25 protein-coding genes are annotated in these 25775 nt (G+C 64.4%); 16 read left to right on the top strand and 9 right to left on the bottom strand.

The features are described 5' to 3' along the window. Positions 1-102: 102 nt before the first annotated feature. From CH296_RS27815 to CH296_RS27780, 8 genes are all read left to right on the top strand, one after another. Positions 103-2169, top strand: a complete 2067-nt coding sequence (locus CH296_RS27815; RefSeq protein WP_256980609.1) for an MMPL family transporter — start codon at positions 103-105, stop codon at positions 2167-2169. Positions 2170-2197: 28 nt separating this feature from the next. Beyond that, positions 2198-2449 carry a YgaP-like transmembrane domain gene (locus tag CH296_RS27810; protein ID WP_027494151.1) on the top strand — a complete coding sequence of 84 codons (252 nt, stop codon included), beginning with the start codon at positions 2198-2200 and terminating at the stop codon, positions 2447-2449. A 42-nt stretch (positions 2450-2491) separates the two neighbouring features. Next, positions 2492-2911, top strand: a complete 420-nt coding sequence (locus CH296_RS27805; protein WP_094686196.1) for a DUF302 domain-containing protein — start codon at positions 2492-2494, stop codon at positions 2909-2911. Further along, positions 2911-3684: a sulfite exporter TauE/SafE family protein gene (locus CH296_RS27800; protein ID WP_179277853.1), complete on the top strand. Its 774-nt coding sequence runs from the start codon at positions 2911-2913 to the stop codon at positions 3682-3684. Before CH296_RS27805 ends, CH296_RS27800 begins: the two co-directional genes overlap by 1 nt. 79 nt (positions 3685-3763) lie before the next feature. Next, positions 3764-4033 carry a metal-sensitive transcriptional regulator gene (locus CH296_RS27795; RefSeq protein ID WP_027494148.1) on the top strand — a complete coding sequence of 90 codons (270 nt, stop codon included), beginning with the start codon at positions 3764-3766 and terminating at the stop codon, positions 4031-4033. Positions 4034-4090: 57 nt separating this feature from the next. Next, positions 4091-5452 (top strand): rhodanese-like domain-containing protein, encoded by a 1362-nt coding sequence (locus CH296_RS27790; RefSeq protein ID WP_094686195.1) that lies wholly within the window; start codon positions 4091-4093, stop codon positions 5450-5452. Positions 5453-5525: 73 nt separating this feature from the next. Further along, a complete protein-coding gene (locus CH296_RS27785; RefSeq protein ID WP_027494146.1) occupies positions 5526-5948 on the top strand; it encodes a DUF6153 family protein in 423 nt (140 codons plus the stop codon). 85 nt (positions 5949-6033) lie between these two features. Further along, complete coding sequence (locus CH296_RS27780; RefSeq protein WP_008720034.1) at positions 6034-6678, top strand: DUF305 domain-containing protein; 645 nt, start codon at positions 6034-6036, stop codon at positions 6676-6678. Positions 6679-6784: 106 nt separating this feature from the next. Here CH296_RS27780 and CH296_RS27775 read toward each other — a convergent pair whose 3' ends face one another. Together CH296_RS27775 and CH296_RS27765 are read right to left on the bottom strand one after the other, a co-directional pair. Next, positions 6785-8980, bottom strand: a complete 2196-nt coding sequence (locus tag CH296_RS27775; RefSeq protein ID WP_032401336.1) for a heavy metal translocating P-type ATPase — start codon at positions 8978-8980, stop codon at positions 6785-6787. A gap of 956 nt (positions 8981-9936) precedes the next feature. Next, positions 9937-10188, bottom strand: a complete 252-nt coding sequence (locus CH296_RS27765; RefSeq protein WP_032401334.1) for a hypothetical protein — start codon at positions 10186-10188, stop codon at positions 9937-9939. A 296-nt stretch (positions 10189-10484) separates the two neighbouring features. Between CH296_RS27765 and CH296_RS27760 the strand changes: the two genes are divergently transcribed. Together CH296_RS27760 and CH296_RS27755 are read left to right on the top strand one after the other, a co-directional pair. After that, positions 10485-11780, top strand: coding sequence for a prolipoprotein diacylglyceryl transferase family protein (locus tag CH296_RS27760; protein ID WP_243597150.1), 1296 nt, complete (start codon positions 10485-10487; stop codon positions 11778-11780). Beyond that, entirely contained in the window at positions 11777-12274 is a 498-nt protein-coding gene (locus CH296_RS27755; protein WP_256980606.1) for a rhodanese-like domain-containing protein, read from the top strand. Before CH296_RS27760 ends, CH296_RS27755 begins: the two co-directional genes overlap by 4 nt. A 668-nt stretch (positions 12275-12942) precedes the next feature. Here the strand turns inward: CH296_RS27755 and CH296_RS27750 are convergent. From CH296_RS27750 to CH296_RS27735, 4 genes are all read right to left on the bottom strand, one after another. Beyond that, complete coding sequence (locus tag CH296_RS27750) at positions 12943-13905, bottom strand: M56 family metallopeptidase (protein ID WP_094610784.1); 963 nt, start codon at positions 13903-13905, stop codon at positions 12943-12945. After that, positions 13902-14258, bottom strand: a complete 357-nt coding sequence (locus CH296_RS27745; protein ID WP_094610783.1) for a BlaI/MecI/CopY family transcriptional regulator — start codon at positions 14256-14258, stop codon at positions 13902-13904. Before CH296_RS27745 ends, CH296_RS27750 begins: the two co-directional genes overlap by 4 nt. A 121-nt stretch (positions 14259-14379) precedes the next feature. Then, positions 14380-15879 carry a multicopper oxidase family protein gene (locus CH296_RS27740; RefSeq protein ID WP_094662170.1) on the bottom strand — a complete coding sequence of 500 codons (1500 nt, stop codon included), beginning with the start codon at positions 15877-15879 and terminating at the stop codon, positions 14380-14382. 97 nt (positions 15880-15976) lie between these two features. Beyond that, complete coding sequence (locus tag CH296_RS27735; RefSeq protein ID WP_080733473.1) at positions 15977-16564, bottom strand: TlpA disulfide reductase family protein; 588 nt, start codon at positions 16562-16564, stop codon at positions 15977-15979. A 497-nt stretch (positions 16565-17061) separates the two neighbouring features. Between CH296_RS27735 and CH296_RS27730 the strand changes: the two genes are divergently transcribed. Then, positions 17062-18249, top strand: coding sequence for a peptidoglycan DD-metalloendopeptidase family protein (locus CH296_RS27730; RefSeq protein WP_256980605.1), 1188 nt, complete (start codon positions 17062-17064; stop codon positions 18247-18249). Positions 18250-18450: 201 nt separating this feature from the next. On the opposite strand, the gene CH296_RS27725 is transcribed toward CH296_RS27730, so the two are convergent. Next, positions 18451-19236 (bottom strand): M23 family metallopeptidase, encoded by a 786-nt coding sequence (locus tag CH296_RS27725; RefSeq protein ID WP_243597146.1) that lies wholly within the window; start codon positions 19234-19236, stop codon positions 18451-18453. A gap of 163 nt (positions 19237-19399) precedes the next feature. Next, the gene (gene lnt / locus CH296_RS27720; protein ID WP_094642697.1) at positions 19400-20965 is read right to left on the bottom strand and encodes an apolipoprotein N-acyltransferase; all 1566 of its coding nucleotides are present in this window, start codon (positions 20963-20965) and stop codon (positions 19400-19402) included. A gap of 519 nt (positions 20966-21484) precedes the next feature. Here lnt and CH296_RS27710 point away from each other — a divergent pair. The 3 genes from CH296_RS27710 to CH296_RS27700 all read left to right on the top strand — a co-directional run bounded on the left by CH296_RS27710 (position 21485) and on the right by CH296_RS27700 (position 24455). Beyond that, entirely contained in the window at positions 21485-21904 is a 420-nt protein-coding gene (locus CH296_RS27710) for a hypothetical protein (protein WP_243597145.1), read from the top strand. A gap of 104 nt (positions 21905-22008) precedes the next feature. Next, a complete protein-coding gene (locus CH296_RS27705; RefSeq protein WP_094686194.1) occupies positions 22009-23169 on the top strand; it encodes a PLP-dependent cysteine synthase family protein in 1161 nt (386 codons plus the stop codon). Continuing rightward, positions 23166-24455, top strand: coding sequence for an MFS transporter (locus CH296_RS27700; protein WP_094686193.1), 1290 nt, complete (start codon positions 23166-23168; stop codon positions 24453-24455). The genes CH296_RS27705 and CH296_RS27700 overlap by 4 nt, the downstream gene beginning before the upstream one ends. Before the next feature lie 164 nt (positions 24456-24619). Here CH296_RS27700 and CH296_RS27695 read toward each other — a convergent pair whose 3' ends face one another. Beyond that, the gene (locus CH296_RS27695) at positions 24620-24934 is read right to left on the bottom strand and encodes a DUF4396 domain-containing protein (RefSeq protein WP_094686192.1); all 315 of its coding nucleotides are present in this window, start codon (positions 24932-24934) and stop codon (positions 24620-24622) included. Positions 24935-25261: 327 nt separating this feature from the next. Here CH296_RS27695 and CH296_RS27690 point away from each other — a divergent pair, with 327 nt between their 5' ends. After that, positions 25262-25465, top strand: a complete 204-nt coding sequence (locus tag CH296_RS27690) for a heavy-metal-associated domain-containing protein (protein ID WP_032375705.1) — start codon at positions 25262-25264, stop codon at positions 25463-25465. Between the two features lie 32 nt (positions 25466-25497). Further along, positions 25498-25761, top strand: coding sequence for a hypothetical protein (locus CH296_RS27685; protein ID WP_032375704.1), 264 nt, complete (start codon positions 25498-25500; stop codon positions 25759-25761). The last annotated feature ends 14 nt before the right edge of the window (positions 25762-25775 follow it).

The following is a 25775-nucleotide window of genomic DNA, read 5'->3' as shown; positions in this document are numbered from 1 at the left end:
GGAGAAGGAATCTTGACCAAGCCTGCCACCGCGACGGCTCCCGGCCGTCGCGCCCGCCCTCAGCCGCCGGCACCCGGCATTCTCGGCCGTCTCGGAAGCACAATGGTCGAGCGCCACCGATGGGTGTTCGGTATCTGGCTGATCGCCCTCATCGCTCTGGGATCGGCTGCACCCTCGGTGTTCTCATCCTTGGCCGGTGCCGGCTGGCAGGCCAACGGATCCGAATCCGTCCAGGTCCGCGAACTGGCCCAGCAGCATTTCGGCGGCAACTCCTCCGCAGCAGTACAGGTGGTCGTGCACTCCGACACCGCCTCGATCGAGGACCCCGCAGTGCAACGGACACTGACCGACGTTGCGGCCGTGTTCGACGGCGACGCCCGCTTCGGCGAGATCATCGCCCCCCAGGCGGGCATGACGATCAGTCCCGACGGCCGCACCGGCATCCTGATCGCCGGTGCGAACGCGAGTACCGACGACATGGTCAAAGCGGTCGACGAGGTCAAAGGCGAGCTGACCGCATTGTCCGGCGACGGCATCGAGGTCTACCCCACCGGATCGTCCGCACTGTGGTCGGACTTCAACAAAGCCAACCACGACGCCATGATCCAAGCCGAATTGTTCTCCTGGCCGGTCACTTTGGCGATCATGGTGCTCGCGTTCGGCTCCCTCGTCGCCGCGGGATTGCCGCTGATACTCACCGTCGCCGGCCTGGTCGCCTCCGCAGGTGGTCTCGTTCTGCTCAACGGCGTCACGCCGATCTCGGTGTGGGCAATGAACTTCGCCATGATGTTCGCCCTTGCCCTCGGAATCGACTACGCCCTGTTCATCGTCGCCAGGTTCCGTGACGCGCTACGCAACGCCGACCCACGGGCTGCGGTCGCCGAGACCATGGACACTGCAGGGAAAGCCGTGGTCCTGTCCGGCCTCACGGTCCTGGTAAGCCTCTCGGCCGTCCTGCTCGTTCCCGCACCGGCCGTGCGGACCATGGCCGTGGGCATCATGCTCGCAGTGACGTTCGTGCTGATCGCCACCATGACCTTGCTCCCCGCCACGTTGGGTGCGCTCGGCTCCAAGGTCAACGCCGCATCCCTGCCCTACGCCAAGCGTCAGCAGCACCGCTCCCCGAAATTCGCAGCCTGGGGTGAGCTCCTCCACAAGCACCCCTGGCCGTTCGCTCTGGTGTCCGTCGGCATCCTCATTGCGCTGGCCCTTCCGGTCCTCGGACTGAAAGTGGCAATGCCCTCGATCTCCGTCGTGCCAGAGGACGCACCAGTCCGTCAGGGCTACGAGCTCGTTCAGGCCCAGTTCGGTGACGGCGCACCCGGCGCACTGCAGATCGTCGTCCCCTCCTCGAGTGCCGCCGCCACCGCTACCGCGGCAAGCACCGTCGACGGGATCTCCATGGTCACCCCGCCCCAGCCTGCCGCGGACGGCTCAAACTACTCACTGCTACAAGCACTTCCCACCGTTGACCCCTCGGACGAGAGAATGGGCACCATCCTCGGTGACCTGCGCGCCGAACTCCCGGAGTCGGCGTTGGTCGGCGGTGCCCCAGCGGAGAACCTCGATCTGCAGCAAGCACTGAACGACTACCTACCGCTGGTGATCGGCATCATTTTGGCACTCGGTTTCGTTCTGTTGCTCGTGGCTCTGCAGGCACCGCTGATCGCGATCCTCGGCACCGCAGTCAGTCTGCTGTCGACCGCCGCCGCATTCGGTGTCGCGAAGCTGATCTTCCAGGACGGGCACGGTGCATCGCTGCTCGGCTTCACCCCTCAGGGCTTCCTCGACGGCTGGGGGCCGGTGTTCTTCTTCGCAATGATCTTCGCCATCGCCATGGACTACACCGTGTTCCTGCTCGCCACAGCCAAGGAACACTACGAGAAGACCGGGGACCCGAAAGCCGCTCAGGTCGACGGCCTCGCGCACTCCGGCCGGGTCATCTTCGCTGCCGCCGCGGTGATGGTCGCAGTGTTCTTCACCTTCGCGCTCTCCGATCCGCTCCCACCGAAGGAGATGGGCATCATCCTCGGCGTCGCAGTGCTGCTCGACGCCTTCTTGATCAGGCTGATCCTGCTGCCGGTCCTGCTGCGTTTGAGCGGACACGCCGCATGGTGGTCACCGGCCTGGCTGCGCAAGGTGTTGCCCTCGATCAGCTTCTCGCACTGACCACCCTTACAACCCGAACGGAGCAATCATGATCGATCCGAACACCACTCGCTCGTCCGCGTTCGCGGGCTGGCCGATCGAACGTATCGTCCCCGCCCTCGCCGCCGGCGTCACCGCCACCGGCCTGGCCCTCGGCGAACTCCACGCACCGCAGTGGCGACTGCTCAGCGCGTTCGCTGCCGCGAACCTCGCCCTTTACGCAGCGGTCGGCTGGTGCCCGGCCAGCGCGCTTCTCACCAGGGTGGGCGTGCCGAGTATTCGCCAGCCCCGAATCGGGTAGGCCCAGATCACCGCAGTTCGACGACCGAAAGGAACTTCCCTTATGAACATCGCACTCTCGACCACTCTGACCGACACCGACTTCGACACCGCAGTCGACGCCGTCAAAGCCTCCCTCGCAGATCAGGGATTCGGTGTTCTCACCGAAATCGACATGCAGGCCACGTTGAAGGCCAAACTCGACGAGGACATGGAGCAGTATCTGATCCTCGGTGCCTGCAATCCCACCCTCGCGCACCGCGCCGTCGGAGTCATGCGCCAGATCGGGTTGCTGCTGCCGTGCAATGTCGTCGTCCGCGCCGACACGAGCGCACCCGGATCGATCATCGTCGAAGCCATGAACCCCGACATCATGGTACAAGCGACAGGCGAACCAGCACTCTCCGACGTCGCGGCGGAGGCCACCACCAAGCTCCAGGCCGCCATCGACGCACTCGGTGGCCAGGACACAGCACACAGCTGATGACCCTGACGCTGGCCCTGGTCCTCGGCGTCGCCGTCGGCATCCTGCTCGGTCTCCTCGGCGGCGGTGGGTCGATCGTCGCCGTCCCGGTTCTCGTCTACGCCCTGGGAATGGACCTGTCGGAGGCGATACCGACATCGTTGCTGGTGATCGGTGTCGCCTCGGCGACCGGGGCCATCCCCAAGGTGCGGGCGAAGCTCGTCGAATGGCGACTGGCGGCGATCTTCGCGGCCACCGGTATCGTCGGCACGCTGGTCGGCAGCGTCCTGGGCAGGCATCTGCCCGAGGCCGCAGTGATGATCGGCTTCGCGATCGTCATGATCATCGCCGGGGCGCGGATGCTGCGCAGCACCGACGATGTCGGAACCGCTTGCAAGACAGGAAGTTCCGGGATCGATTGGCGGCGATGCGCACCACGGTCCATACCGACCGGGTTCGGGGTCGGTGTCCTCACCGGACTGTTCGGCGTCGGCGGAGGATTTCTGATCATCCCCGCTCTGGTGCTGTTGCTGGGAATCGAGATGAGTGTCGCTGTCGGAACGTCGCTGGTGGTCATCGTCGCCAACTCCGCCGCCGGACTGATCGCTCAGGCCGACGGGCTCGGCGGGAACTGGCCACTGACAGCCGCGTTCGCCGGTGCGGCGATCGCAGGCTCGCTGGTCGCCGGAAAACTGAGCACACGCATCGACACCGACAAGCTGCGCACGTGGTTCGCCTACCTGGTGTTCGCCGTCGCGGGCTATGTACTTGTCGACACCCTCGTTCTTTCATGACCGACTGCACACACCGAACCGATGCCCCCGGGGGTAATCTGGAAGGACTACCACCATCACACACCCTCAGGAGACCGCAATGATCGGCGACGAAGACAGCATCGCATTGGTACTCAACCGTCTGCGCCGCGCACACGGCCAACTCGCCGGTGTGATCGGCATGATCGAGAACGGACGCGACTGCAAAGACGTCGTCACTCAACTCGCCGCCGTCTCCCGCGCCCTCGACAAAGCCGGATTCAAGATCGTGGCCACCGGCCTTCGTGAATGCATGACCGGCGACACCGCAGACAACAAAGAGCCCATGACCGAAGCAGAACTGGAAAAGCTCTTCCTCGCACTGGCCTGAACGAGGACGTTTCACGTCAGAAACGAGGCCGACCCGATTACACCGTAGGAGTACCCCGTGAGCACCACCGATCCAGACATCGCCATCATCGAAACGTCGAGCCTCGGCGACCGCAGCTACCTGATCAGCCACGACGGCATCGCCGTCGTGATCGATCCCCAACGTGACATCGACCGCGTCCTGGCACTGGCCACGGAGAAGAACGCCACCATCACCCACGTACTCGAAACCCACATCCACAACGACTACGTCACCGGCGGACTCGAACTCGCACGCGCCACCGGAGCCGAATACGTTGTGCCCGAGGGTGACCCGGTCGAATTCGAGCGACGGGCAGTGGGGGACGGCGATGTCGTCGACGCGGGATCGGCGACGTTTCAGGTCATGCACACCCCGGGCCATACACATCATCACGTCAGCTACGTACTGCAACTCGGAGACGAACCGATCGCGATCTTCACCGGCGGCTCGATGCTCTACGGATCCACCGGCCGCACCGACCTACTCGGCTCCGAACACACCGACGAGCTCACCCATGCCCAGTTCCACTCGGTCCGTCGAATCGCCGCCGAACTCCCCGCCGACGTCGAGGTCTACCCCACCCACGGATTCGGTAGCTTCTGCTCCGCGACCCCCACCAGCGGCGACTCGTCGACCATCGGTGAACAGCAACAGTCCAATCCCGCGCTGACCCAGGACGAACAAACCTACGTCGACGAGTTGATCGCAGGACTGTCGGCCTACCCCGCGTACTACGCCCACATGGGCGTCATCAACACCGAAGGCCCCGCACCGATCGACCTGTCCACCCCAGAACCCGTCGACCCCGACGAACTACGCCGCCGCATCGACGACGGACAATGGGTCGTCGACCTCCGCGCACGCACCGCCTTCGCTGCCGGACATCTCGACGGTTCCCTCGGCTTCGAGCTGTCGACGACATTCGTCACCTACCTCGGCTGGCTCTACCAGTGGGGTGCGCCGCTGACCTTGATCGGCGACACATCCGATCAAATCGACGAGGCCACAAGGGAGTTGGCACGTATCGGCATCGACCACCCCTCCGGCTCCGCTGTCGGAGAGATTCATTCGCTCGCCAGCGACGGGCGCGTACGGTCCTACGAAGTGTCCGACTTCGCCGGACTCGCCGCAGAGGACTCGGACATTGCAGTGCTCGACACCCGTCAACAGTCCGAATACGCGGACGGCCACATCCCCGGTGCGATCAACATTCCCCTCCACGAACTGCCGCACCGACTCGCAGAAGTTCCCGACGGCAAAGTGTGGGTGCACTGCGCCTCCGGCTATCGCGCCTCGATCGCGGCCTCACTACTCGACCGGGAACATCGCAGCGTGGTGCTCATCGACGACGACTACAACCGCGCAACAGATCTCGGACTCGACACCTCGAAGACATGACGAAATGCTTCGACGACCGAACGCGACGAGACAGGCGTACCCCCAGGGGGTATATGTTGGTATCATCGGCCGCATGCACTCAGTGAATCGGCACGGTCGACGGGGCACAGCTCCGACGGCAGCTTTACTGATTGCACTGACGGTGTTCGGTGTCCTGTTGATGCATTCGGTGACACCGATGTCGATGCCCGTGACCGGCTCGATGTCCACATCGATGAGCGGCGGCCATGCCTCGTTCGCAGCACCGTCCCACACGGACGCCACGGTTCCGGTGATGACCGGGGAACATGACTGCCCGTCGGGGCACCAGATGATGCATCCCTGCGTCGGCACGACGGTGTCGTGGCCCGCGCTGACGGTCCCGGCGATGAGCGCAGCCCTCGACCTGGCGCCGACATCGGTGAACCGGATCATTGGACGGGCCGACTCCACGCTTGAGCGTGCGCCGCCGTGGACGTTATGGGAGTTGGACAGATCGGTGACCTTGCGAGTGTGACAGGGAGCCCGGCAGACGCGTGTCTGTCGGCGGATCGAACGACATCCAATTCTCTGCACTACCCACTCTTGCAAGGAGTTTCCTCATGCGTACCAAAGTCATTGCCTCGATCGCTGCTGCCGCCGCGAGCGCGTTCCTCGTCGTCGGCTGTAGCGACAACGCGGCCGATTCGTCGATGGACGGCCATGCGATGGGATCGATGTCCTCGGCACCGATGTCCTCGGCCCAAGCAAGCGCGTCCGCAGAGTTCAACGATGCCGACGTGATGTTCGCGCAGATGATGTACCCGCATCACGCCCAAGCAGTCGAGATGGCCGACATGGCGAACGGCCGCACCGACAACCCGGAGGTGCTGTCGCTGGCATCGGCGATCGCCGCCGCGCAACAGCCCGAGATGGACCAGATGACCACCTGGCTCACCGAGTGGGGCCAGCCCATGCCCGACATGGACAGGGGTGACATGGGTGACATGGGTGACATGGGCGGGATGGACCACAGCTCCGGCAGCGGCATGATGACCGCTCAGGACATGGACGCGTTGATGGCAGCGTCGGGACCGGAATTCGACCGCCAGTGGTTGACGATGATGATCGCCCACCACACCGGCGCCATCGAGATGGCCAACACCGAAATCGCAGACGGTTCCAATCCTGACGCCCTGGAGATGGCCCGCACCATCGTCGCCACCCAGCAGCAGGAAATCGACACCATGCAGCGGCTGCTCGGCTGACCCGGCCCGCTATAGACAACGATGGCCGCATCCTCTCCGGCGGAGAAGGTGCGGCCATCAACGTTCCACAATTGTCAGGGCTGCGTTCCCGGTACGAGATCAGCTCTCACAGTGACGGTGTGCGCTGCGACGGAGGGTTGGAACTCCCCTCGTTCACCGCTCCGGTGATGGTGTCGGGTGTGAGGTCGAGTCGACGCAGTAATTGTGCGTTCGCAGCGACGATGATCGTCGACAGCGACATCAGGATCGCGCCGATCGACATCGGCAGCACGAACCCGACCGGCGCGAGCACTCCTGCCGCGAGCGGAACCGAGATGAGGTTGTATCCCGCTGCCCACCAGAGGTTTTGCTTCATCTTTCGGTACGAGGCGCGCGAGAGTTCGATCACCGACAACACCGACCTCGGGTCGTCGCTGGCGAGGATCACTCCGGCCGATGCGATTGCGACGTCGGTGCCGGCCCCGATCGCGATACCGACATCGGCCTGCGCCAGAGCCGGGGCGTCGTTGACTCCGTCGCCGACCATCGCCACCGTACGGCCTTCGCTCTGGAGTTCAGCGACGTTGTGCGACTTGTCTTCCGGTTTCACCCCGGCGAAGTAGCGGTCCACACCGAGCTCGGTGGCGACGGACTTCGCGACGGCGTCGGCATCACCGGTGATCATCACGACCGCGATTCCTCGCGCGTGCAGCGCGTCTACCGCAGTGCGTGACTCGGACCGGATCTCATCGGCGAGCGCGAGGGCACCGATCACGGCCCCGTCGGCGAGGACGTGCAGGATGATCGCCCCGTCCCCGCGCCACCGGTCGGCGACAGCGAGTTCGGATCCGTGTTCCTGCTCGAGCAGTGCCGGCCCGCCGACCTGGATCCGGACGCCGTCGACGTCGGCTGCGACCCCGACGGCGGGGGACGACTGAAAGCCGGCTGCAGCCGGGACCGTCAGGTTCCGCGCGCGTGCGGCCTCGACGATGGCACGGGCGAGTGGATGTTCGGAATCTGCTTCTGCGGCAGCGGCCAGCGCGAGAACGTTGTCGGCGGTGCGCCCGCCGGTCACCTCGACTGCGGTGACGGTGGGTTCACCCTTGGTGAGGGTCCCGGTCTTGTCGAACAGCACGGTGTCCACCGTGCGCATGGTTTCGAGTGCGAGCCGGTCCTTGACCAGAACACCGCCGCGGGCGGCGCGTTCGGTGGCGATGGAGACCACCAGCGGAATCGCCAGTCCGAGTGCGTGCGGGCAGGCGATGACCAGCACGGTGATGGTGCGGATGACGGCGTCGTCGGGCATCCCGACCAGAGTCCACACCGCAGCGGTGATGATCGCGGCACCGAGAGCGAACCAGAACAGCCAGCCAGCGGCGGTGTCCGCGATGCGCTGAGCGCGCGAGGTCGAGTTCTGGGCGTCGGCGACCAAGCGGCCGATGCCGGCGAGGGCGGTGTCCTCCCCTACTGCAGTGACCTGGACGCGCAGACCTGAGTCGGTGGCGACAGTGCCGGCGACGACTTGATCGCCGTCGCTGCGGCGGACGGTGCGTGATTCCCCGGTGATCATCGATTCGTCCATGCTCGCCGATCCGGAGACGATGGTGCCGTCCGCCGGTACGCGGCCGCCGGGGCGGACGACAACGACATCACCGAGCTGCAGCTCGGACGGGGGCACCGGCACCACATCGTCGCCCTCGACGCGTTCGGCGACATCCGGGAGCAACGCCGCCAACGAGTCCAGAGCGGAGGTGGTCTGGGCGAGTGATCTCATCTCGATCCAGTGCCCGAGCAGCATGATCACGATCAGCAGGGCCAGTTCCCACCAGAAGTCGAGCTGATGATCGAGCAGGCCGAGGCTCGCTCCCATCGACGCAATGAATGCGACGGTGATCGCGAGGGCGATGAGCAGCATCATTCCCGGTGCACGGGAACGGATTTCGCTGACTGCTCCGGAGAGGAACGGAGACCCGCCCCAGGCGTACATCACCGTTCCGAACACCGGAGAGACCCAGGCAATCCACGCTGCGTCGGGCAATGAGTAGCCGAGGAGCATCGCGAACATGTTCGAGGCAACGATCACCGGAACGGCAAGGACCAGCATGACCCAGAACAGGCGACGAAACATACCGACGTGATCACCGTGACCGGTGTGCCCGCCGTGCTCTGCGTTGTGCCCGCCGGTGTCGTGGTCCGACTGCGGAGTCGCCTTCTCTGCCCCGTCCGTGTGCATTTCGGGTCCTTCTTCATGCCCGCTGTGCTGCAGTCTGTTCGGCGGATCCGTCCGCGCGGAGTCGACGTCGGAGTGTGTGTGATCGTTCATCGTGCAGTCCTCTCATCCATCGAGTTCGATATCCATTCATCCCATGAACTCGTGGGTTCTGGTTCGGCTGTGTATTCGGCGTCGAGGGCGACAATGATCTGCGCCTGGACGAGCGCGGCTGCACTGGTGACCGTGAATGTCCCTGCCGCCGCCGATAACGCGACAGTGTCCATTCCGATCACGGCGTTGACGTCGTTGCGGACCGACGACTCACAGTGGCCGTACATCGATACCGGCGTAACTGACAGTGCGTGATGATCATGCGTAGCTTTCGACATCTCGGACAACATATACCCCATAGGGGTATATGTCGATCAAGTCGAACCATACCCCTTCCTGATCTCATTGGGAAGAACCGTCAGGGTGTTGTCAACGCGTGAGCGCCAGTCGGCTGGCCACCAGGTGCACCCGCGGTCGCTGTCATGCTCACGGACGGGCATGGATGTCGATACCGATTCGGTCAAGGGGCGCATGCATCCGCGGCACAGCTGAGCCTTACAGCGACGGGCGTACCTGCACACGCGCGTGGATCATCGGCGTTCGCTGCGATTTCCGTTACGAGTCTTCTCACCGACTGGAGGCAGGGCAGGGCGAATTACGCCATGTCACGGCGCGCATGGCGAGCCCGCGTGTCGACTCTCGAAGATCGCGGAACTGCTCGTTCGGTCGATCGCTGACGCCGCAGATCGGACGGTGGAGCGATACTGTCTCGTTCACCATGGGGCTGCGGCGACGCCGATGTAGCGTTGAGTAAGTCGTAGATGGGTGTATCACTCACGTTCGGTTCCACTTTCGATCTGATCGTTTCGGTGCGCCTTCGAACGCGCCGACAGTTGCCGCTCACCGGCCCCGGGCGAGCCCTGCCCTACCGGCCAGCCGGCGCGCACCGACATATCCAGTCCGCAAACTCGGTCACATGCGGTGAAAATGCCTGCCCGTCACACCGCAGTTGCTCTTTACCGAGTGTCGGCACGCTTGCGCAGCGCAGCGGTCGCCAATTCTGCGACCGCTGCGCGATAGAAATCTCGATCTATCTCCCCGGCCGCGAATCTACGATCGAGGATTTCCTGCGCGTCCTCCCCCGATTGCGGGCGAGCGGACATCAGCCGAACCGCACCCCAGATCAACAGAGCGATCACGACCAGCCAGAACGCGGCCATTCCTGCCATCATCGTCCATCCGCCACTCATGGTGCCCATATTCATCATTGCTGCTCCTCACTCTCGCACCAGCCACCTGCTGACCTGCGGAGTGTGGTCATCCCGCAGCTCCTACTATAACGCTTAGTAGTTCAGCTACTATCGAGCATAGTAGTTGACTGCTGTCGAGACGCCGTCGCCCGGACAGGCGATGATGGAGGCAACCTGTGGGAAAGAAATCCAGCAAGTCGCGATCGAAAGCGCACAAACGACGAACCACGGCGACACGATCCGGGGGCGGCCCACCGGCTCCCCACCCCGGTGCCATACGTACTGAGCCCCAGCCAAGGCATCCCCTCTCAGCGGTGGCCCCACATTCTGCGGTCAGCGTCGCCGCCGCCGATTATCTTCGAAGCAGGGGCCACTCGCCCGGCAGCGGTGCACTCCATCCCACTGTCGCCCGGGCTTTCGCGCCGGCCTCCACTACCCCACCGCGAGCGTCGGCCCAGGCCGCAGAACCGACGATCGATACTGCAGCGCCGCCGGAGCGCCCACGTGCCCGCACGCCTGAAGCTGTTGCGCCCGCACCGCAGAGTTACGCACCCAAGCGCTCACCAGCCACCAGTTGTACCGATGAGATTTCCCAGGTCGAGCCGCTGGGGCTTGCGGTGACGTACTGGGGTGTCGGCGGGGCCGATGCCGAGCCCAGCCACGACGTGGCGATTCGCTTCACTGGATCGCGGGTGGAAGTCGAGGGCCATGCATCGACCGAGAAGGTCGGTTTCGATCGGACTCTGGTCGTGAAATCACGTCCTGCCGCTGGAGGCCGGTTCGCCGCGACCACCCGTATTCAGGGCATTGCCAGCGGGGAGTGGGAGGTGAGTGCGCGACGCATCGACGGGGGCGCAGACAGTAGCGAACGGCAGCAGAACTCTGTGCTCACCGCGCGCACTGCGCTACTGACATACGGTCCCGCTGTGCGGGTGTGGAGTTGGCCGGCGTTGGTAGCCGCGGGAGCGGTGGTTGCATTGATTGTTCAGGGATTCCTGCTCTCACGCATGGATGCCAATGTTGCTGCTGCTGTTGCAATTTCAGCTCTGAGTTGCGTTTTGGGATATATCGGTGCCAAGGTTTGGTACTTGATCTTGCACCGTCGACCGATATCTACTTTCATCCGCGCAGGAGCGTGCATACAAGGCTTCCTCCTCGTTTCGCTCGGCACCTTGGTCATCGGCGGAGCACTCGGGGGTATGGACGTCGGCGCAGTCCTGGATGCAACCACCCCGGGATTGTTTCTCGGCATGGCGATCGGTCGTCCGGGATGCTTCTTGGCGGGCTGCTGTTCGGGGCGTCCGACTCGATCTCGGTGGGGCCTGTTTTCGTCCGATCGCACCCTGGCGACGAGGAGGATTCCGGTTCAGCTCTACGAGGCCGCTGCAGCCCTGTTGATCGCGGGAGTTGCGCTCGCCGCGGTACTTCAGGTCGACCTTCCCGTCGGAGGGCTGGTCTTCCTGGGGAGTATTGCCGCATACACATTGGTCCGGCAAGGCCTGTTTCTGTTTCGAGTGGACGCGCACACTCGTCGAGGCCGACTCACTGTCTCGCTCATCTGCTGCGCGGTCCTCATCGGCGTCCTCGCAGCGTCGCAGGTGCTCTCGTGATCACCGAACGTATTTTTATGCGTGTGCCTTTCGGTGATCACCTCGATGCGATGGCACCGCATTCGGTGTCCCGATCGACGCTCCGTAGTCCGGCATCGATACTGACTGTCCTCGTCCTTGCACTCGCTGGATGTACCGGCGGCGAGGCCACTGAGCCCACCGCGTCAATGCCCGTTGCTACACGGGCGGAACTGCTCGATCCCGCTGACTTCGCCGCCGCAATCGCCGATCCCGCCCGAGTCACGATCAACGTCCATACCCCCAACGAGGGCCAGCTCCCGGGAACCGACTCGAGCCTTCCCTTCGACCAGATCCGACAACAGGCCGCGACGTTGCCGCCCGACCGGACCACACCGCTGGCGATCTACTGCCGTACCGGGACAATGAGCGCCACCGCGGCGAAAGACCTGGCCGCTCTCGGCTACACCGATGTAGTCGAACTACAAGGCGGCATGCTCGCGTGGCGACACACCGGACGAACCATCGAAGAATGATCAATCACCTTCCGCAGTGCCGACCCCGGAGGTTGATCACCAGAACGTGTCCGATGAAATCGAATGCCGAGATCGTCTTGGTCAGGGTTTACCAGGTCGGGACCGGACAATTCGCCGATGGTCCCGCTACTGCCGGGAAGTAGTCGATATCGGTTTGCCACCGGGCGCAACGGAGTCGAACGGGCCCCCTCCCCGTACCGCCGAATCAGAACCTCTCGCGCATGCTGTCCCGCTCAGCGCTACCAGCGCAGGGATGCCGCCGCTTGCGGAATGCCTTCTCGGCGGTGCTTCGGCTCCGTCGGCCAACTCGCTCACGAGCAATAGCGTGTGGACGTGCAGGCGCGCGATGACAGGCCAAAAACGAGACGGCGGCCGCCGGAGGACGCGGGCGCTCTACACCGAGGCGTACAAGCGTGAGCGCCGCCGTCAAGGTCGGGGTTGGGTGGTCCTGATGGCGGGTGTCGTGATCGGTGCGACCCACGTCGTAATTCATCTCGGGCAGCTTCGGGTCACTTCCGAGCGCCGGATGGCAGGATCTCGCGGTCGGCTATCCGATGGCGATGGTCCTCGCGCTCGTCGGTCTCATGATGATCGCTTCCCGCACCCGAAAGCCGAGGGGCGAGTATTGCGGACTCGCTCCCGTGATCTGTAGTGCCGCGCGGGGCATTTCATCCCACCGCGCAGGATGCCAACGTCATGGCCCCCAGCAGGGCCACTACTGGTAACGCAGGCAGGGCAACGGCGGTGCACGCTACGAACGCCCGCGCCCACCGGAGGGGAGCATGCGGGATCACTCGGTCCACGGCGAGACGATCGAGCCGCACAACGGTGGCATCGGAAACCATACCGAGGGCGGGCAGAGGAACAGGGTGCGGGCGCAGCGAAGTCAGAGCGCGCCGCACGGGGTCTCGTCCGTGCGAGCGGGCTGCGCGGGCGTCCGCGTCGAGTTCGACCAGAGCGCGCACGAGCGAAGGTGACGCTCGCATGATCGGTAGCCACGGAAACGCATAGGCCACCGACTCGGCAATGCCTACGAGCAGATGATGCCGGCCATCGATGTGTGCACGTTCGTGTGCGAGGACCGCCTCGACTTCAGCAGGCGTCAACTGCGTACGTAGCCCCTCGCTGGCCACGACCATCGCCGGTCGTCCCGCGACGCTGTACGCGAGAGGACTGTCCAACGGAAGCCACAAGGTCGACGCGGGTTGATTCGAACCGGAAAACCCGACGCCTCCAGCGATGATGCGCAGCAGATCGATGTGCCGCTCGTACACTCGCCGTCGCTCACACACTGCGCGTCTCAGGTGAATGATCCAGCGGACTGCGCCGCAGCCCAACATCGCAATCCCGACAACCCCGACGATGGCCTCGACGCGGGCAGGTATGTCGCCCTGAAGGGCGAGCCAGCATTGGTGTGCGATGTCGACCAGGGTCGTCACGCCCCCATGACTGGGGATCGCACTGAGCACGACCGGTACCGCAATGCTGACCAAGGTGCCCACAACGAGCGCCGACCACGTCAAGAGCGTGACGTGCGCATCGATACCTCTGTCGATCATCGACCTCATCAGCAATGGCGCGGCAGCCGCAACCAACAGCCCACCGAGGGCCCACAGGAGTACGGCAGTCACCTCTTACGCTCTTTCAGACCGCGGGTGAGCACCTTCGATTCGTCATCGGAAGCGCCGCGGGCGAAGTGCAGCAGCACGCTCGTCGGGTCGCCGGTCGATTCGAGAAGTATTCGCAAGGCGTCGGAGGCGGCTTCTTCCCTGCTTCGGGTGGCTTCGTACCAATATGCCCGTCCGTTGCGTTGTCGGTGTACCCAGCCTTTACGGTGCAAATTGTCGAGCACCGTCTGAATCGTGGTGTACGCCGGTTCTCGACCGTCCTCGAGTTGATCGATGACATCACGAACCCGGACTGCGGCGCTGGTATTCCACACCACGTCCATCACCAGAGCTTCGAGCTCTCCCAAACCCTGCATGAGTGCCTCCTAGGCGCGTGTTCACTCTATCCCGTCGAACGAGCCAGCTACGTGATCCTTCGGTAGCGAGCACCCTGGTCCGAGAGGTTTGCATGCCTCGAACACGAATGCGGCCGTAGGCTCACGCCAGGTAGGACACCGATGTCATCATTCCCGCTTCCCCGTGATAGAGGTTGTGGCAGTGCAGAAGCCACTGGCCGGGATTGTCGGTGTCGAAGTCGACTTCGACAGTTTGGTTCGGCAAGACCAGCGAGGTGTCCTTCCGGGGGCCTGATCCGGCACCGTTGACAACCTCGAAGGTGTGTCCGTGCAGATGCATGGGATGAAACATCGTGGTGGCGTTGACGAAGCGAAGTCGTACTCTTTCGCCTTCGCGAACGTCGAGGGGGGTGTGCTGCTCGTACGTCTCACCGTTGAGCGTCCAGGTGTACCCGCCCATCTCCATCCCGAGAGCGATGTCGTACGTGCGATCCGGCTCGCGTGCGGACAAGCGGACCGTATCGAGCGACCTCAGTCGATCAGCCATCACCGGGGCTGCAGAGAGTTCGGCAGGCCGGACTGAGGACTGCGGCGCGGCGCCTGGCCCGGTACGCAACACAGCGAACCCGCTCCCGTCCTTACCTTCCGCGGCGGCGACAATCGGAAACGCCCCGTCCTGCAAGGTGATGATTGCGTCGTAACGCTCTCCCATCCCTATCAACAAGCATTGCGCCTGCTCGGGCTGAACCGGAAATCCGTCGCTGTGAGTAACAGTGAGAGGATGCCCCCCCACTGCGAAACGGAAGGCCGTGTCGGCAGCTGCGTTGATGATGCGCAGGCGCAGCCGCTGGCCCGGCCGTCCGCCGAGCACGATGGGATCGGCCCCGATCTTGCCGTTGATCAGGTAGTACGGGTAGCTCACGTCGCCGGTGTCGCCACCGAGAGGCGACTGGGCGGTGGGCGCGCTCATCGACATGCCGCCCATCGACATGCCCTCGCTGCGCAGCCGTTCGAGTTCTCGATCGGGGTCGCCGGCTACCCCGTCGAGCCAGTCGTCGAGGACCAGGACGGCTTCGAGGTCGTAGTCCGAGCCGTCGGCGGGGTCCTCGACGATCAGCGGTGCATACAGTCCTCTGTCGAGTTGGGTACCGACGTGAGGGTGAAAGAAGTACGTGCCCGCGTCGGGCACGGTGAAGTCGTAGCCGAACGAGTCACCGGAAGCCACAGCCGGCTGAGTCAGGCCCGGCACTCCGTCCATGTCGTTGCGCAAGGCGATTCCGTGCCAATGGATCGTCGTCTCCTGCTCGAGGCGGTTGTCGAGCTGTGCGCGCAACACATCACCTCGGCTCAGGCGAATCTCGGCACCGGGGAGTCTGTCGCCGAAAGTCCAGGTCTGTACCTGCACTCCGCCGAGGTCGATCGTGCTGGGCTGAGCACTCAAGGAAATATCGACTTGTCTGCCGGTAGCCGAGCGGCGCGCGTCCTCGGCCTGTCCCACCACATCGGAGTCCGGTCCGACGACTGCTGTTGCGGACGAGCCATTGCCGCATGCCCCCAACACGACGGCACTCGTTCCGGCCGCGCTCAGCGCGAGAAAGTTGCGGCGCGTGAGCGAGAACGCACCTGCCCGCTGCCCGGTCATACACATCTCCCAATTCTGTAGAAGTCCGTCCGCCGGCGGGCGTTCGATCCTCGCCGCGTTGCTGGTGCTGGTGCTCGTGCTCGTGCTCGTGCTGAGATCAGCGCACAAGCGCTGTTACCGCCTCCCGCACCTGACTCGGGTCGTAGAACACCGGCGTCGAGGTGATGCGCTCGATCGTTCCATCGCTCTGGACCAAGAAACTCAGGGGCAGGACAGGGGGCGCGTCAAGTGTCTGCAACGCCGCGTCGGCCTGATCGAACGAGGGATAGTGCACTCCCAGCTCGGTGAGCAGGCTCAATGCCGCATCGGCATCGTCTTGGACGTTGAGACCGACGACCCGAACCGCATCCGGTTCTGCGGCGTACTGTGCCAGAACCGGAATCTCCTGTCTACACGGACCGCACCACGACGCCCAGACATTGAGCAATGTGGGTTGCCCAGCCAGGGAGGTCCCCAGATCGGATAAGTCCGACGTTCCCAAGCATCGTGCGGACGTACCGACGAGCTCGCCAGTTACGGGGGACGGAACCGGCGACGAGGTCGGGCACGGCTCGAGGGCAGCACGGGTAGCGATCACTGCCGACGGGAGATCCTCGTCCTCGACGTGAGGTGCCGATCCTGCGGACCCCACCGACTGGGTCGAGGGATCTCGAGACCACAATGCCAGCGCTCCAACAACTGTCACGATGACGATGATCGCAAGTAGGGACCAGCGTGTCGTCACCCGCTGCACCCTGCACCTCTGTCTCGTTCACCTCGACGATGTCTTCCGGTCTGTCAGCGTCATACTACACGATCTACTATCTTCGATAGTAGCAACGTGGATCCTGCACGCCGTCAACGCTTTCGCGGTCCCCTTCGCCCTCGGGCCTCACAGTGCCAGCACACAGCTCTCCGGCCGTTCGCCGAAGACGACCGTCCCCATCGAGGCGCACGATGAAGGCCGTCCAGCGACGCCGAGTCCTTCTGGCGCAGAAGATATTACGTACATGAACTTCGGCTCCCGAGAAACAACCCGACGATCGAAATGGGTCGCAGGGTGCGAATGTTACCGATGTAATTCACTGTGACTGATGGTGCTTGTGCGGAAAGGGTGTAATAGTGATGCGGCGTGTCGCCTTGACTCGAAGGCGACCTGAATTACTGCCAGGTATGCAGTTGCCGTCCAGGAGGACCACCGACATGAGACCTCTGCCCTCGTCCTCGTACATGGCGCACCGAACTCGGTGGGGTACTCGCATCCTCGTCGGTACCGCGTTCGTGGGAGGCATCCTCGCGCTGGCACCCACGGCGTCTGCAGCCCCGGACGCCGATCCGGCTGCGCCGCCGCCTGCCTTCCCCGCGCAGGCCCAATCGGACCCGCACGTCCAACAGGAGGTCCTCGATCTCGTCGTCGGCGCACTACGCGAGATTCGCGCCAACGGCGCTCTCGACGACCTGGCCGGCCCACAGAGCCGCATCGTCTCCTGCCTCGTGGGCACGATCGGAGCCACCGATACAGCTGACGGACCAACGGGAGCCCTTTCGCGACTGACCCCCTGTCTCGCGCCGATCGACGACATCGACCCCACAGTTCTCCCCCGACTGGTGTCGTCGATGGACGTCGCCACACTTGCATCCACACTCGCGGCCGCCGAGACTCCCCACGATCCGGCCACCCCGCACACCTCGTCGCGCGGACATGCGGCGGTCCCACCCGGCAGGTCGAACGCCGAGCCCTCGACCGAACAACCGACCGCCCAAGGCACCCAGGACACTCAGGACACTCAGGACACTCAGGACCCCGAGTCGGCCGCCGACCCGTCGACGCCCGAACTGCCCGCGCTCGAACCCGACGCCACTGTGCCTGAAACGTCGGCACCCGGCACGTCATCTGAAACAACGACACCCGAAACCACGACACCCGAGGCGGGCGATCATCCGTCGGCCGCCCCGCAATCCCCTACCGGCACAACAGGGTCGAGCAACGGAAAGTATCGTGCGCCGACAACAGGAACGTTGACCTCGACCTTCGGCGACGGCCGCGCCCATCAAGGAATCGACATCGCCAACTCCACCGGTACACCGATCGTCGCCGTTGCGGACGGCGAGGTGATCAGCGCGGGACCGGCCCAGGGCTTCGGACTCTGGGTGCGTATACGCCACGATGACGGCACCGTAACGACCTACGGGCACAACAACGACAACCTCGTGACCGTAGGTCAACGCGTCACTGCTGGTGAAGAAATTGCGACGGTAGGAAACCGGGGTATCTCCACCGGTCCACATCTGCACTTCGAGGTCGACACACCCGCCGGCAACAAGGTCGACCCCAGACTTTGGCTCGCGGAACGCGGAGCCACCATCACCGGTTCGGACCGTGACTCGTAGTCGAGCCTCGACCGCACGGCCCGCCGATGGGAACGAATTCCGCACTGTTGCACTGACTTCGGATGCGTCTCTGCGGTCTCGTTTTCACCATCGGACCTGAACCCTCGGTGCCTCGACATGTTCAGCGGGAGCGCAGTACGATCGCCCGCATTCCGGTAAGTTCGCCGTACCTACTGCGAGCCCGAGAGGTGAAACGGGGGCCTACGACCGAACAGCCGCGTCGGACAGCGCGACACCCCGAGAGGCGAGCCACTCCTGAGGATCGACCTTGCTCCCCGCAGCGTCGACGACCTCGAAATGCAGGTGAGGCCCGGTCGATTGGCCACGATTGCCGACGGTGGCGATCTGCTCACCGGCTTGTACTCGTTGCCCCACTGTCACCAAGGTTTGATCGATGTGCCCGTAGACCGTTGTCGTTCCATCGTCATGTTGAAGACGTACCCAGAGGCCGAATCCGTCTGCAGGACCGGAGTCGAGCACGGTAGCGTCGGCTGCCGCGTAGACGGGAGTTCCGATAGCGTTGGCGATGTCGAGCCCGGTGTGCGTAGTCCCCCATCGTGGACCGAAATCCGAGGTCAGGGTCCCGGCGACCGGACGAACGACGAGTGGTCGCAGCGCCGCTGCATCACGCGCAGCGCTCTCCTCTGCCCTTCGTTGCCCCTTCGCCAACTGCTCGATCGCATCGTTGATATTGGAGATCTCCGGTATGGCGAGGATCTGAGGCAAGTATTCGGCCACCGGGTCCTGCATCGGTGTCGCTTCGTGCACGGGGACTGCCTGCGCCTGTGCGGGACTCGCATATTGGGCACCCGCCGTGACCAGAGCGCCCGCTGCCACCGCAATACCGACAGCGACACTGCCGCGGCGCTCGGTGGCGCGCGCCCGAGCGCGATGCCGCCCTCTCGGCGTCACCGCCACTCCCTGCACGTCACAGTCCATCAACTGTCGACGTCGGTCGGTCATGCGGGTCATACGGTGTTGTGCCACAGCAGAGTCCTCGGTAATCGAATGGAGCGAGGCGTAATCATCGACGTGCGCACCTCACTGATGTATCGAACGGATCACGACGCGATAACGAAAAGATACACGACGAGTGGGGTAATTACTATCATGGTTAGTAGTTCGATGTCCCCCGCAGTGGTTTCGTGCCTCACAGCGCGGTAGCACCGGACGTCGACGGTCGGAGACCATCGGCCGGCGAACGCTGCCTTCTCCATGCGAGAGCACACCCCACGACAGCAAGAACGACCGCGGCGTACTCCGGAAGCGGTCCCAGCTTTGTCGCCCACGTCGATCTCGTTTCCAGGGCAACATCAGCGACCAACGTCTGCGCAGTGAACAAGCCCGAACGATCTGCGACCTTCCCCTGTGGGTCGATGACGGCACTGACCCCACTGGTCGCCGCAACGAGAACAGTCCTGTTGTGCTCGACCGCCCGCAGCCGCGACATCGCCAACTGCTGGTAGGTCATGTCGGTGCGCCCGAACGTCGCATTGTTGGTGGGGACCGTGATCAGCTGCGCCCCCGCACGCACGGACTCGGTGACCAGGTCATCGAACGCGACCTCGTAACACGTGGCGACGGCCGTCGGAATTCCGGCGATATCGACGACACCGTCGCCCGACCCGGGAACGAAGTTACCGGCCTGCGAGGCGTACGAGGACAACGCCGTCATCACAGATCGCATCGGGAGATACTCTCCGAAAGGAACAAGTTTGCGTTTGTCGTGTCGCTCCCCCGGTCCGAGTACCGGATCCCACACGATCGAGGTATTCGTCGAGGTGCCGTCGTCGTTGCCAAGGACCGCACCGACCAGAATCGGCACCCCGACCGACCGCGCTGCAGCGTCGATCCCGGCAGTGGCGTCGGCATTGCGCAGCGGATCGATATCGGATGCATTCTCCGGCCAGATCACCAGGTCGGGAGCGGGCACACTGCCGACGGTGATGTCGTCCCCGAGTTGCCTTGTTCGCTCGATGTGATTGTCGAGAACTGCTCGACGTTGCGAGTTGAAGTCCAGACCCAACCGCGGAACGTTGCCTTGCACAACGGCGACCGTCGCACGCGCTGCGCCTGCGTCGCCAGCGGGAGTGAGCGCGAAAGCCAGAGCTGGCACGATCACTACAGTGGCCACCGATCCGACTGCGAATCGCGACGTCGGCGAGCGTACCTGGCGGACCACACTTGCCAGTGCCGCGCCGATCACTGCGACTGCGAAAGATACACCGGGCGCACCGGCGAACGCGGCAAGCGAGAGCAGAGGGCCGTCTGCTTGGGCGAAAGCTAATCTCCCCCACGGAAATCCCCCGAACGGAATCCGTGCGCGCAGACCTTCGGTGGCGGTCCAGATCGCGGCGATCCACAGCGCTTCGAAGCGCAACCCGGACACTGCGGCCGCTGCAGCGCAGAACAGTGCCACTGCTATCGCTTGGATCGCCGCGAGCGCCAGCCACGGCGGGGCGCCGACGTAGACGCCCACCCAGGGCAGAAGGGGCAGAAAGAACGCAAGCCCCGACAGATACCCGTAGAAGAATGCCGCCCGGATGGAACGGCCGCGGATGACGAGAACAAGAACCCCGATACCCAGCGGCGCGAGGAACCACAGCGACCGAGGTGGAAAGCCCGCGTACAACAGCACACCAGCAGATACCGCGGACGATGACCTGCCTGCTATCGCGGTGAACGCACGACGTCGGGTTCGTCGGTGACGGTTCATTGTTGTTGCGCTGGACTCGATATCGAGCATGCCTGCATGGCTCTTTTCTCATGTACGGCATAGCGCCACCTGACCACCCTCGGTTGCTACTATGCACGATAGTAGTAACAGCGGTGAGCCCGGACCGGCTCCCCCGCCGACACCGCGCCTCTGCGACGTCGATGCATACCCCGGGATATCGACCGCGCACCTTCGCTGTGCCCTTTGTCCTTCGCGGTGCCCTTCGTGGCCGGGCATCGACCGGTGCACGGACCACCCTCGGCTCGCACAAGATGCGTGCTGGACCCCGGGATGGAGACTGGCTTCTACCGCGCCGCAGCACGCCGACATATGCGGGTGCATCTGCTCTGGCGGCCATCATGATCACCGCCCCGATCGTCCTGGCCGTGTTCGACGTGACCAGAAACATGTGGTGCCTGCGGGCGGGCGGTGTGACCGCCCGATTCGGCGGCGGCACATCAGGGGCACCCTGAATGGGTTTGGGCCAACCCAGTTTCCGGCTGCTACCGTCGAGGCGTTGTGAGAATCTCTGCGCTGGGCCCGCCGCGCCTGCGGACGGTTATCGCAGTCGCCGCTGTCCTGTATTTGTTGGCTCACACCATCGCTCAATGCGGCATCGCCTGGGAACAGGACCATCACAGCGACGGCGTACACATCGTTTCGTCCTCGTCTCAGGCCGCCGCGGAACTCTCCCCGAACCACGCGCACATCGACGTCGGATCGCCCCACATGGCGCACGATACGAACACCGTCATCGCAATGCCCCGATCCGACAACCCGCCCCGCCCATCGACCATCGCCGCGGTCGCAGCGATGGCCTTCGCTGTGGTGTTGGTGGCGATGTCTGCCCCGCGCAACCCGCGAGCCCCACCGGATCTACCCATTCCGATCCGGCACGGCCGAACCGTCTTGAACGAACTCTGTATCAACAGGTGCTGATCAGCAGCCCGCGGGCCATCCGAGGACTCCTCTTCTCATGGCCCAGTTCGTGCTGCCCATCACTCACTTACTGCGCCCTCGCAGGTCACATACAGGGATTACTCATGAACAGTGCTGTTCGCTCCACACTCGTGCCACCGTCCTCCGCCGGCCACATGTTGGCGACCGCCAAGAACTGCCCGGAACCGAGCACGATGGTCGGCAACACGCCCGTTCTGTGGATCGGTGAACCGTTCGCGGACTCCGGCCGCGGTTTCTGGGCGAAACTCGAAGGCAGCAATCCCGGCGGGATGAAAGACCGCCCCGCGCTGCACATGGTCGAGAAAGCAAAGGCCCGCGGCGACCTCGCTCCCGGTTCGATGATCATCGAATCCACCAGCGGAACCCTCGGCCTGGGTTTGGCCCTGGCCGGGATCACCCATCACCACCCCGTCACCCTCGTCACCGACCCGGGACTGGAACCGATCGTGCACCGGATGCTCGCCGCGTACGGTGCCCGCGTCGAACTGGTCACCACACCGCACCCCGACGGCGGCTGGCAGCAGGCCCGGCGTGAGAAGGTCCGTGAACTCCTCGATACACATCCAGGGTCGTGGTGCCCGGATCAGTACACCAACCCGGACAATGTCGAGGCGTACGAGTCGCTCGCTCACGAACTCATCGCCCAGCTCGGCCGCGTCGACACCTTGGTTTGCTCGGTGGGTACCGGAGGGCACTCCGCCGGGGTGGCCAGGGTGCTCCGGCAGTTCTGCCCCGACCTGAAACTGGTCGGTGTCGACACCATCGGATCGACGATCTTCGGGCAACCCGCAAGCGCTCGGCTCATGCGCGGGTTGGGTTCGAGCATCTATCCCGACAATATCGACTATCCCGCCTTCGACGAGGTGCACTGGGTGGCCCCGCACGAAGCGGTGTGGTCGTGCCGCACCCTGGCGGCGACGCACCACGCCAGCGGCGGCTGGAGCGTCGGGGCCGTGGCCCTCGCGGCCGGCTGGATCGCTCGCACCAGCCCGCCGGAGACCCGGGTCGCGGCGGTCTTCCCCGACGGACCGCAGCGCTACTTCGACACCATCTACAACGACGAGTACTGCACCGAGCATGGCCTGCTCGACGTTGACCCGCCGACCGAGCCGACGACCATCGCCCACCCCGCCGATGAGACTGTGACGTCGTGGACGCGGTGCGCCACCGTCGTCGATCCCACCGTCGTCGATCCCACCGTCGTCGATCCCACCGTCGTCGATCCCACCGAAAGCGTTCGATGAAAACCCTTCTGACTCAGTTCCGTAGCTTCGACCGGCCCAGCCAGGTGTTGATGGTCAACCAGTTCTCCATCAACGTCGGTTTCTACATGCTGATGCCGTACCTGGCCGGGTATCTGGCCGGTCCCCTGGGCCTGGCGGCGTGGGCGGTCGGGCTGGTGCTGGGTATGCGCAACTTCTCCCAGCAAGGGATGTTCCTGCTCGGCGGCACCCTCGCCGACCGCCTCGGATACAAACCCTTGATCGTCGCCGGCTGCCTGCTGCGGGTCGCCGGTTTCGTACTGCTCGCGGCCGCGGAATCGCTGCCGGCGATCCTGCTCGCCTCGGCCGCAACCGGGTTCGCCGGTGCGCTGTTCAACCCGGCCGTACGGGCGTACCTGGCCGCCGACGCCGGTCCACGGCGGGTCGAGGCGTTCGCGGTGTTCAACGTGTTCTATCAGGCCGGGATTCTGCTGGGCCCGTTGATCGGTCTCGCGCTGACCACCCTCGACTTCCGAGTCACCTCACTGGCCGCGGCCGCGATTTTTGCTGTGCTGACGATCGTGCAGATCTGGACGCTCCCCGCGCACCGGGCCGAAACTGCCGGGGCCACGACATCGGTACTCGAGGACTGGCGGGTGGTGATGTCCAACCGACCCTTCGTGCTGTTCGCGCTGGCGATGATCGGATCCTACGTGCTTTCGTTCCAGATCTATCTTGCGCTGCCGCTGCAGGCGGCGGTAGTAGTCGGTGACGGCAGGTCCGACACCGCTCTGGTGACCTCGTTGTTCGTGGTCTCCGGCGTGGTCGCGATCGCCGGGCAGTTCCGGATCACGTCCTGGTTGTCCCGCAGGTGGGGTTCGGGGCGAAGCGTGGTGGTCGGTATGGCAATCATGGCGCTGGCGTTCCTCCCGCTGATCGTGCTGCCGAGCCCGGCCGCGCTGGGCGGGTGGGCCGCCGCCGGCGCCCTGGTGTTCACCGCTGCACTGTTGGCGGTCGGCACCGCCGCGGTGTTTCCGTTCGAGATGGACACGGTGGTGACCCTGTCGGGCGGGAAGCTGGTGGCCACCCATTACGGGTTCTACAACACCATCGTCGGGGTCGGCATCCTGCTCGGTAATCTGGGTACAGGAGCCGTCTTCGGGCTTCTCAGCGACGCGCATCTGGGTGCACTGATCTGGGCGATACTGACCCTGGTCGGGGCGGCATCTGTGGCCGCTCTCTATGCGCTCGATCGATCCGACCGGCTCACCCCACCCCCCACCGAGACCACAGTGACCGAAAGCGGCGAGGTACCGGCCACCGGCTAGCGGCAGTGCACGCCGGGAAATGGCCTGCACTGCCCACACCCATGCACTGCCCACACCCAAGACCTCGACGATGATTGCCGAACACGAGGGTATCGACGCGGCACCGTTCACGTCTATCCACCGACCGGTGGCCCGCATTCACGCGAATGCGGGCCACCCACACCTCAGGCGGGGGTACTGCGGTGACGTTGGAGGCGACGGACGACGGGGTAACCCGTGACCACCCCGAGGACGATACCGATTTGCATGAGCATCCAGAACGCAGCATCGGTGGCCGGTGGCATGGTCTCGGTGTAGTGCAGCAGCAGCATCCAACCACCCATCCCGAGGTCGAAAGCCAGTACGGTCAACGCGGCGACGCCGACCGCAGCCAGGACAGAACGCCGATGGATTGCCTGCGCACCGACTACCGGTGTGATGGCCGAACGCTCGTATGCGAAGAGCATGATCGTGGCCAGTATGGCGATGACGATGATCATCACCCAAAGAACACTCTGTCCGCACGAGATTCGACGTCGGCAAGGACGGAAGCGACATCATCGAGAAGATTGTGGGCATCTCTGCGCGCGCGTAATCCGCGTTCGTAGTAGCCGGAGTCGAGGACGCCCGCCGATGCAGGCTCTGGTGCGACGTTCGATTCTGGGTGCCGCTCCCGCATCCGAGGGCGGTGTTCCGGTCAGTGCCCAGGGTCATGCCGTAGCACCGGTGCGGCACATCTCGTTGCATACCGTAGGGGGGTATGGTAAATCTGTAAGTGGGTCGCGACGACCTCGATCACATTCCGAATCGAAGAAAGAAGGGCATCGATGAACACCACCGTCACCGTCACCGGAATGACCTGCGGGCACTGCGTCTCCTCGGTCCGAGAGGAGATCAGCGGCATCCCCGGTGTGACCGCCGTGAATGTCGACCTCGCGAGCGGCCGAGTCGATATCGACTCGGACACCCCGATCGAGCAGACGGCCATCGCCCACGCAGTCGACGAGGCCGGCTACCAGCTCGCCTCCTGATCGACACCAGACCCGGACAGGAGATTCGCACGATGAACGCATCATCGAAGTTCGTCGGATTCACCATCGCCCTAGCCGCGGTCTTCGGGCTCGCCTTCGGAGCCGGGGACGCCTTCGGCCCCGAAGGTGCCGCACCACCCGACACACACGACACCTCGACTCACGACGCCGCCGCGGTGTCCACTGCGGGCGGGCCCGTCGCCAATCAGAGACCTGGAGGATTGATGGTCACCGACAGCAGATACGCCGCGGTGCCCGCCGCCTCGGAGCCGATGCCCGCCGGGCACGGACACTGACACACCACCACACC

It is taken from the genome of Rhodococcus sp. 14-2496-1d (assembly GCF_002259365.1).
Classification (GTDB): Bacteria; Actinomycetota; Actinomycetes; order Mycobacteriales; family Mycobacteriaceae; genus Rhodococcoides.
The sequence above is the reverse complement of the archived record's forward strand: the minus strand, read 5'-3'. Positions and strand labels throughout refer to the sequence as shown.

Coding starts and splice junctions, on each gene's coding strand:
- CH296_RS27815 (WP_256980609.1), top strand. CDS start 103: ATGGTCGAGCGCCACCGATGGGTGTTCGGTATCTGGCTGATCGCCCTC.
- CH296_RS27810 (WP_027494151.1), top strand. CDS start 2,198: ATGATCGATCCGAACACCACTCGCTCGTCCGCGTTCGCGGGCTGGCCG.
- CH296_RS27805 (WP_094686196.1), top strand. CDS start 2,492: ATGAACATCGCACTCTCGACCACTCTGACCGACACCGACTTCGACACC.
- CH296_RS27800 (WP_179277853.1), top strand. CDS start 2,911: ATGACCCTGACGCTGGCCCTGGTCCTCGGCGTCGCCGTCGGCATCCTG.
- CH296_RS27795 (WP_027494148.1), top strand. CDS start 3,764: ATGATCGGCGACGAAGACAGCATCGCATTGGTACTCAACCGTCTGCGC.
- CH296_RS27785 (WP_027494146.1), top strand. CDS start 5,526: ATGCACTCAGTGAATCGGCACGGTCGACGGGGCACAGCTCCGACGGCA.
- CH296_RS27780 (WP_008720034.1), top strand. CDS start 6,034: ATGCGTACCAAAGTCATTGCCTCGATCGCTGCTGCCGCCGCGAGCGCG.
- CH296_RS27775 (WP_032401336.1), bottom strand. CDS start 8,980: ATGAACGATCACACACACTCCGACGTCGACTCCGCGCGGACGGATCCG.
- CH296_RS27765 (WP_032401334.1), bottom strand. CDS start 10,188: ATGATGAATATGGGCACCATGAGTGGCGGATGGACGATGATGGCAGGA.
- CH296_RS27745 (WP_094610783.1), bottom strand. CDS start 14,258: ATGCAGGGTTTGGGAGAGCTCGAAGCTCTGGTGATGGACGTGGTGTGG.
- CH296_RS27740 (WP_094662170.1), bottom strand. CDS start 15,879: ATGACCGGGCAGCGGGCAGGTGCGTTCTCGCTCACGCGCCGCAACTTT.
- CH296_RS27730 (WP_256980605.1), top strand. CDS start 17,062: ATGAGACCTCTGCCCTCGTCCTCGTACATGGCGCACCGAACTCGGTGG.
- lnt (WP_094642697.1), bottom strand. CDS start 20,965: ATGAACCGTCACCGACGAACCCGACGTCGTGCGTTCACCGCGATAGCA.
- CH296_RS27705 (WP_094686194.1), top strand. CDS start 22,009: ATGAACAGTGCTGTTCGCTCCACACTCGTGCCACCGTCCTCCGCCGGC.
- CH296_RS27700 (WP_094686193.1), top strand. CDS start 23,166: ATGAAAACCCTTCTGACTCAGTTCCGTAGCTTCGACCGGCCCAGCCAG.
- CH296_RS27695 (WP_094686192.1), bottom strand. CDS start 24,934: ATGATCATCGTCATCGCCATACTGGCCACGATCATGCTCTTCGCATAC.
- CH296_RS27690 (WP_032375705.1), top strand. CDS start 25,262: ATGAACACCACCGTCACCGTCACCGGAATGACCTGCGGGCACTGCGTC.
- CH296_RS27685 (WP_032375704.1), top strand. CDS start 25,498: ATGAACGCATCATCGAAGTTCGTCGGATTCACCATCGCCCTAGCCGCG.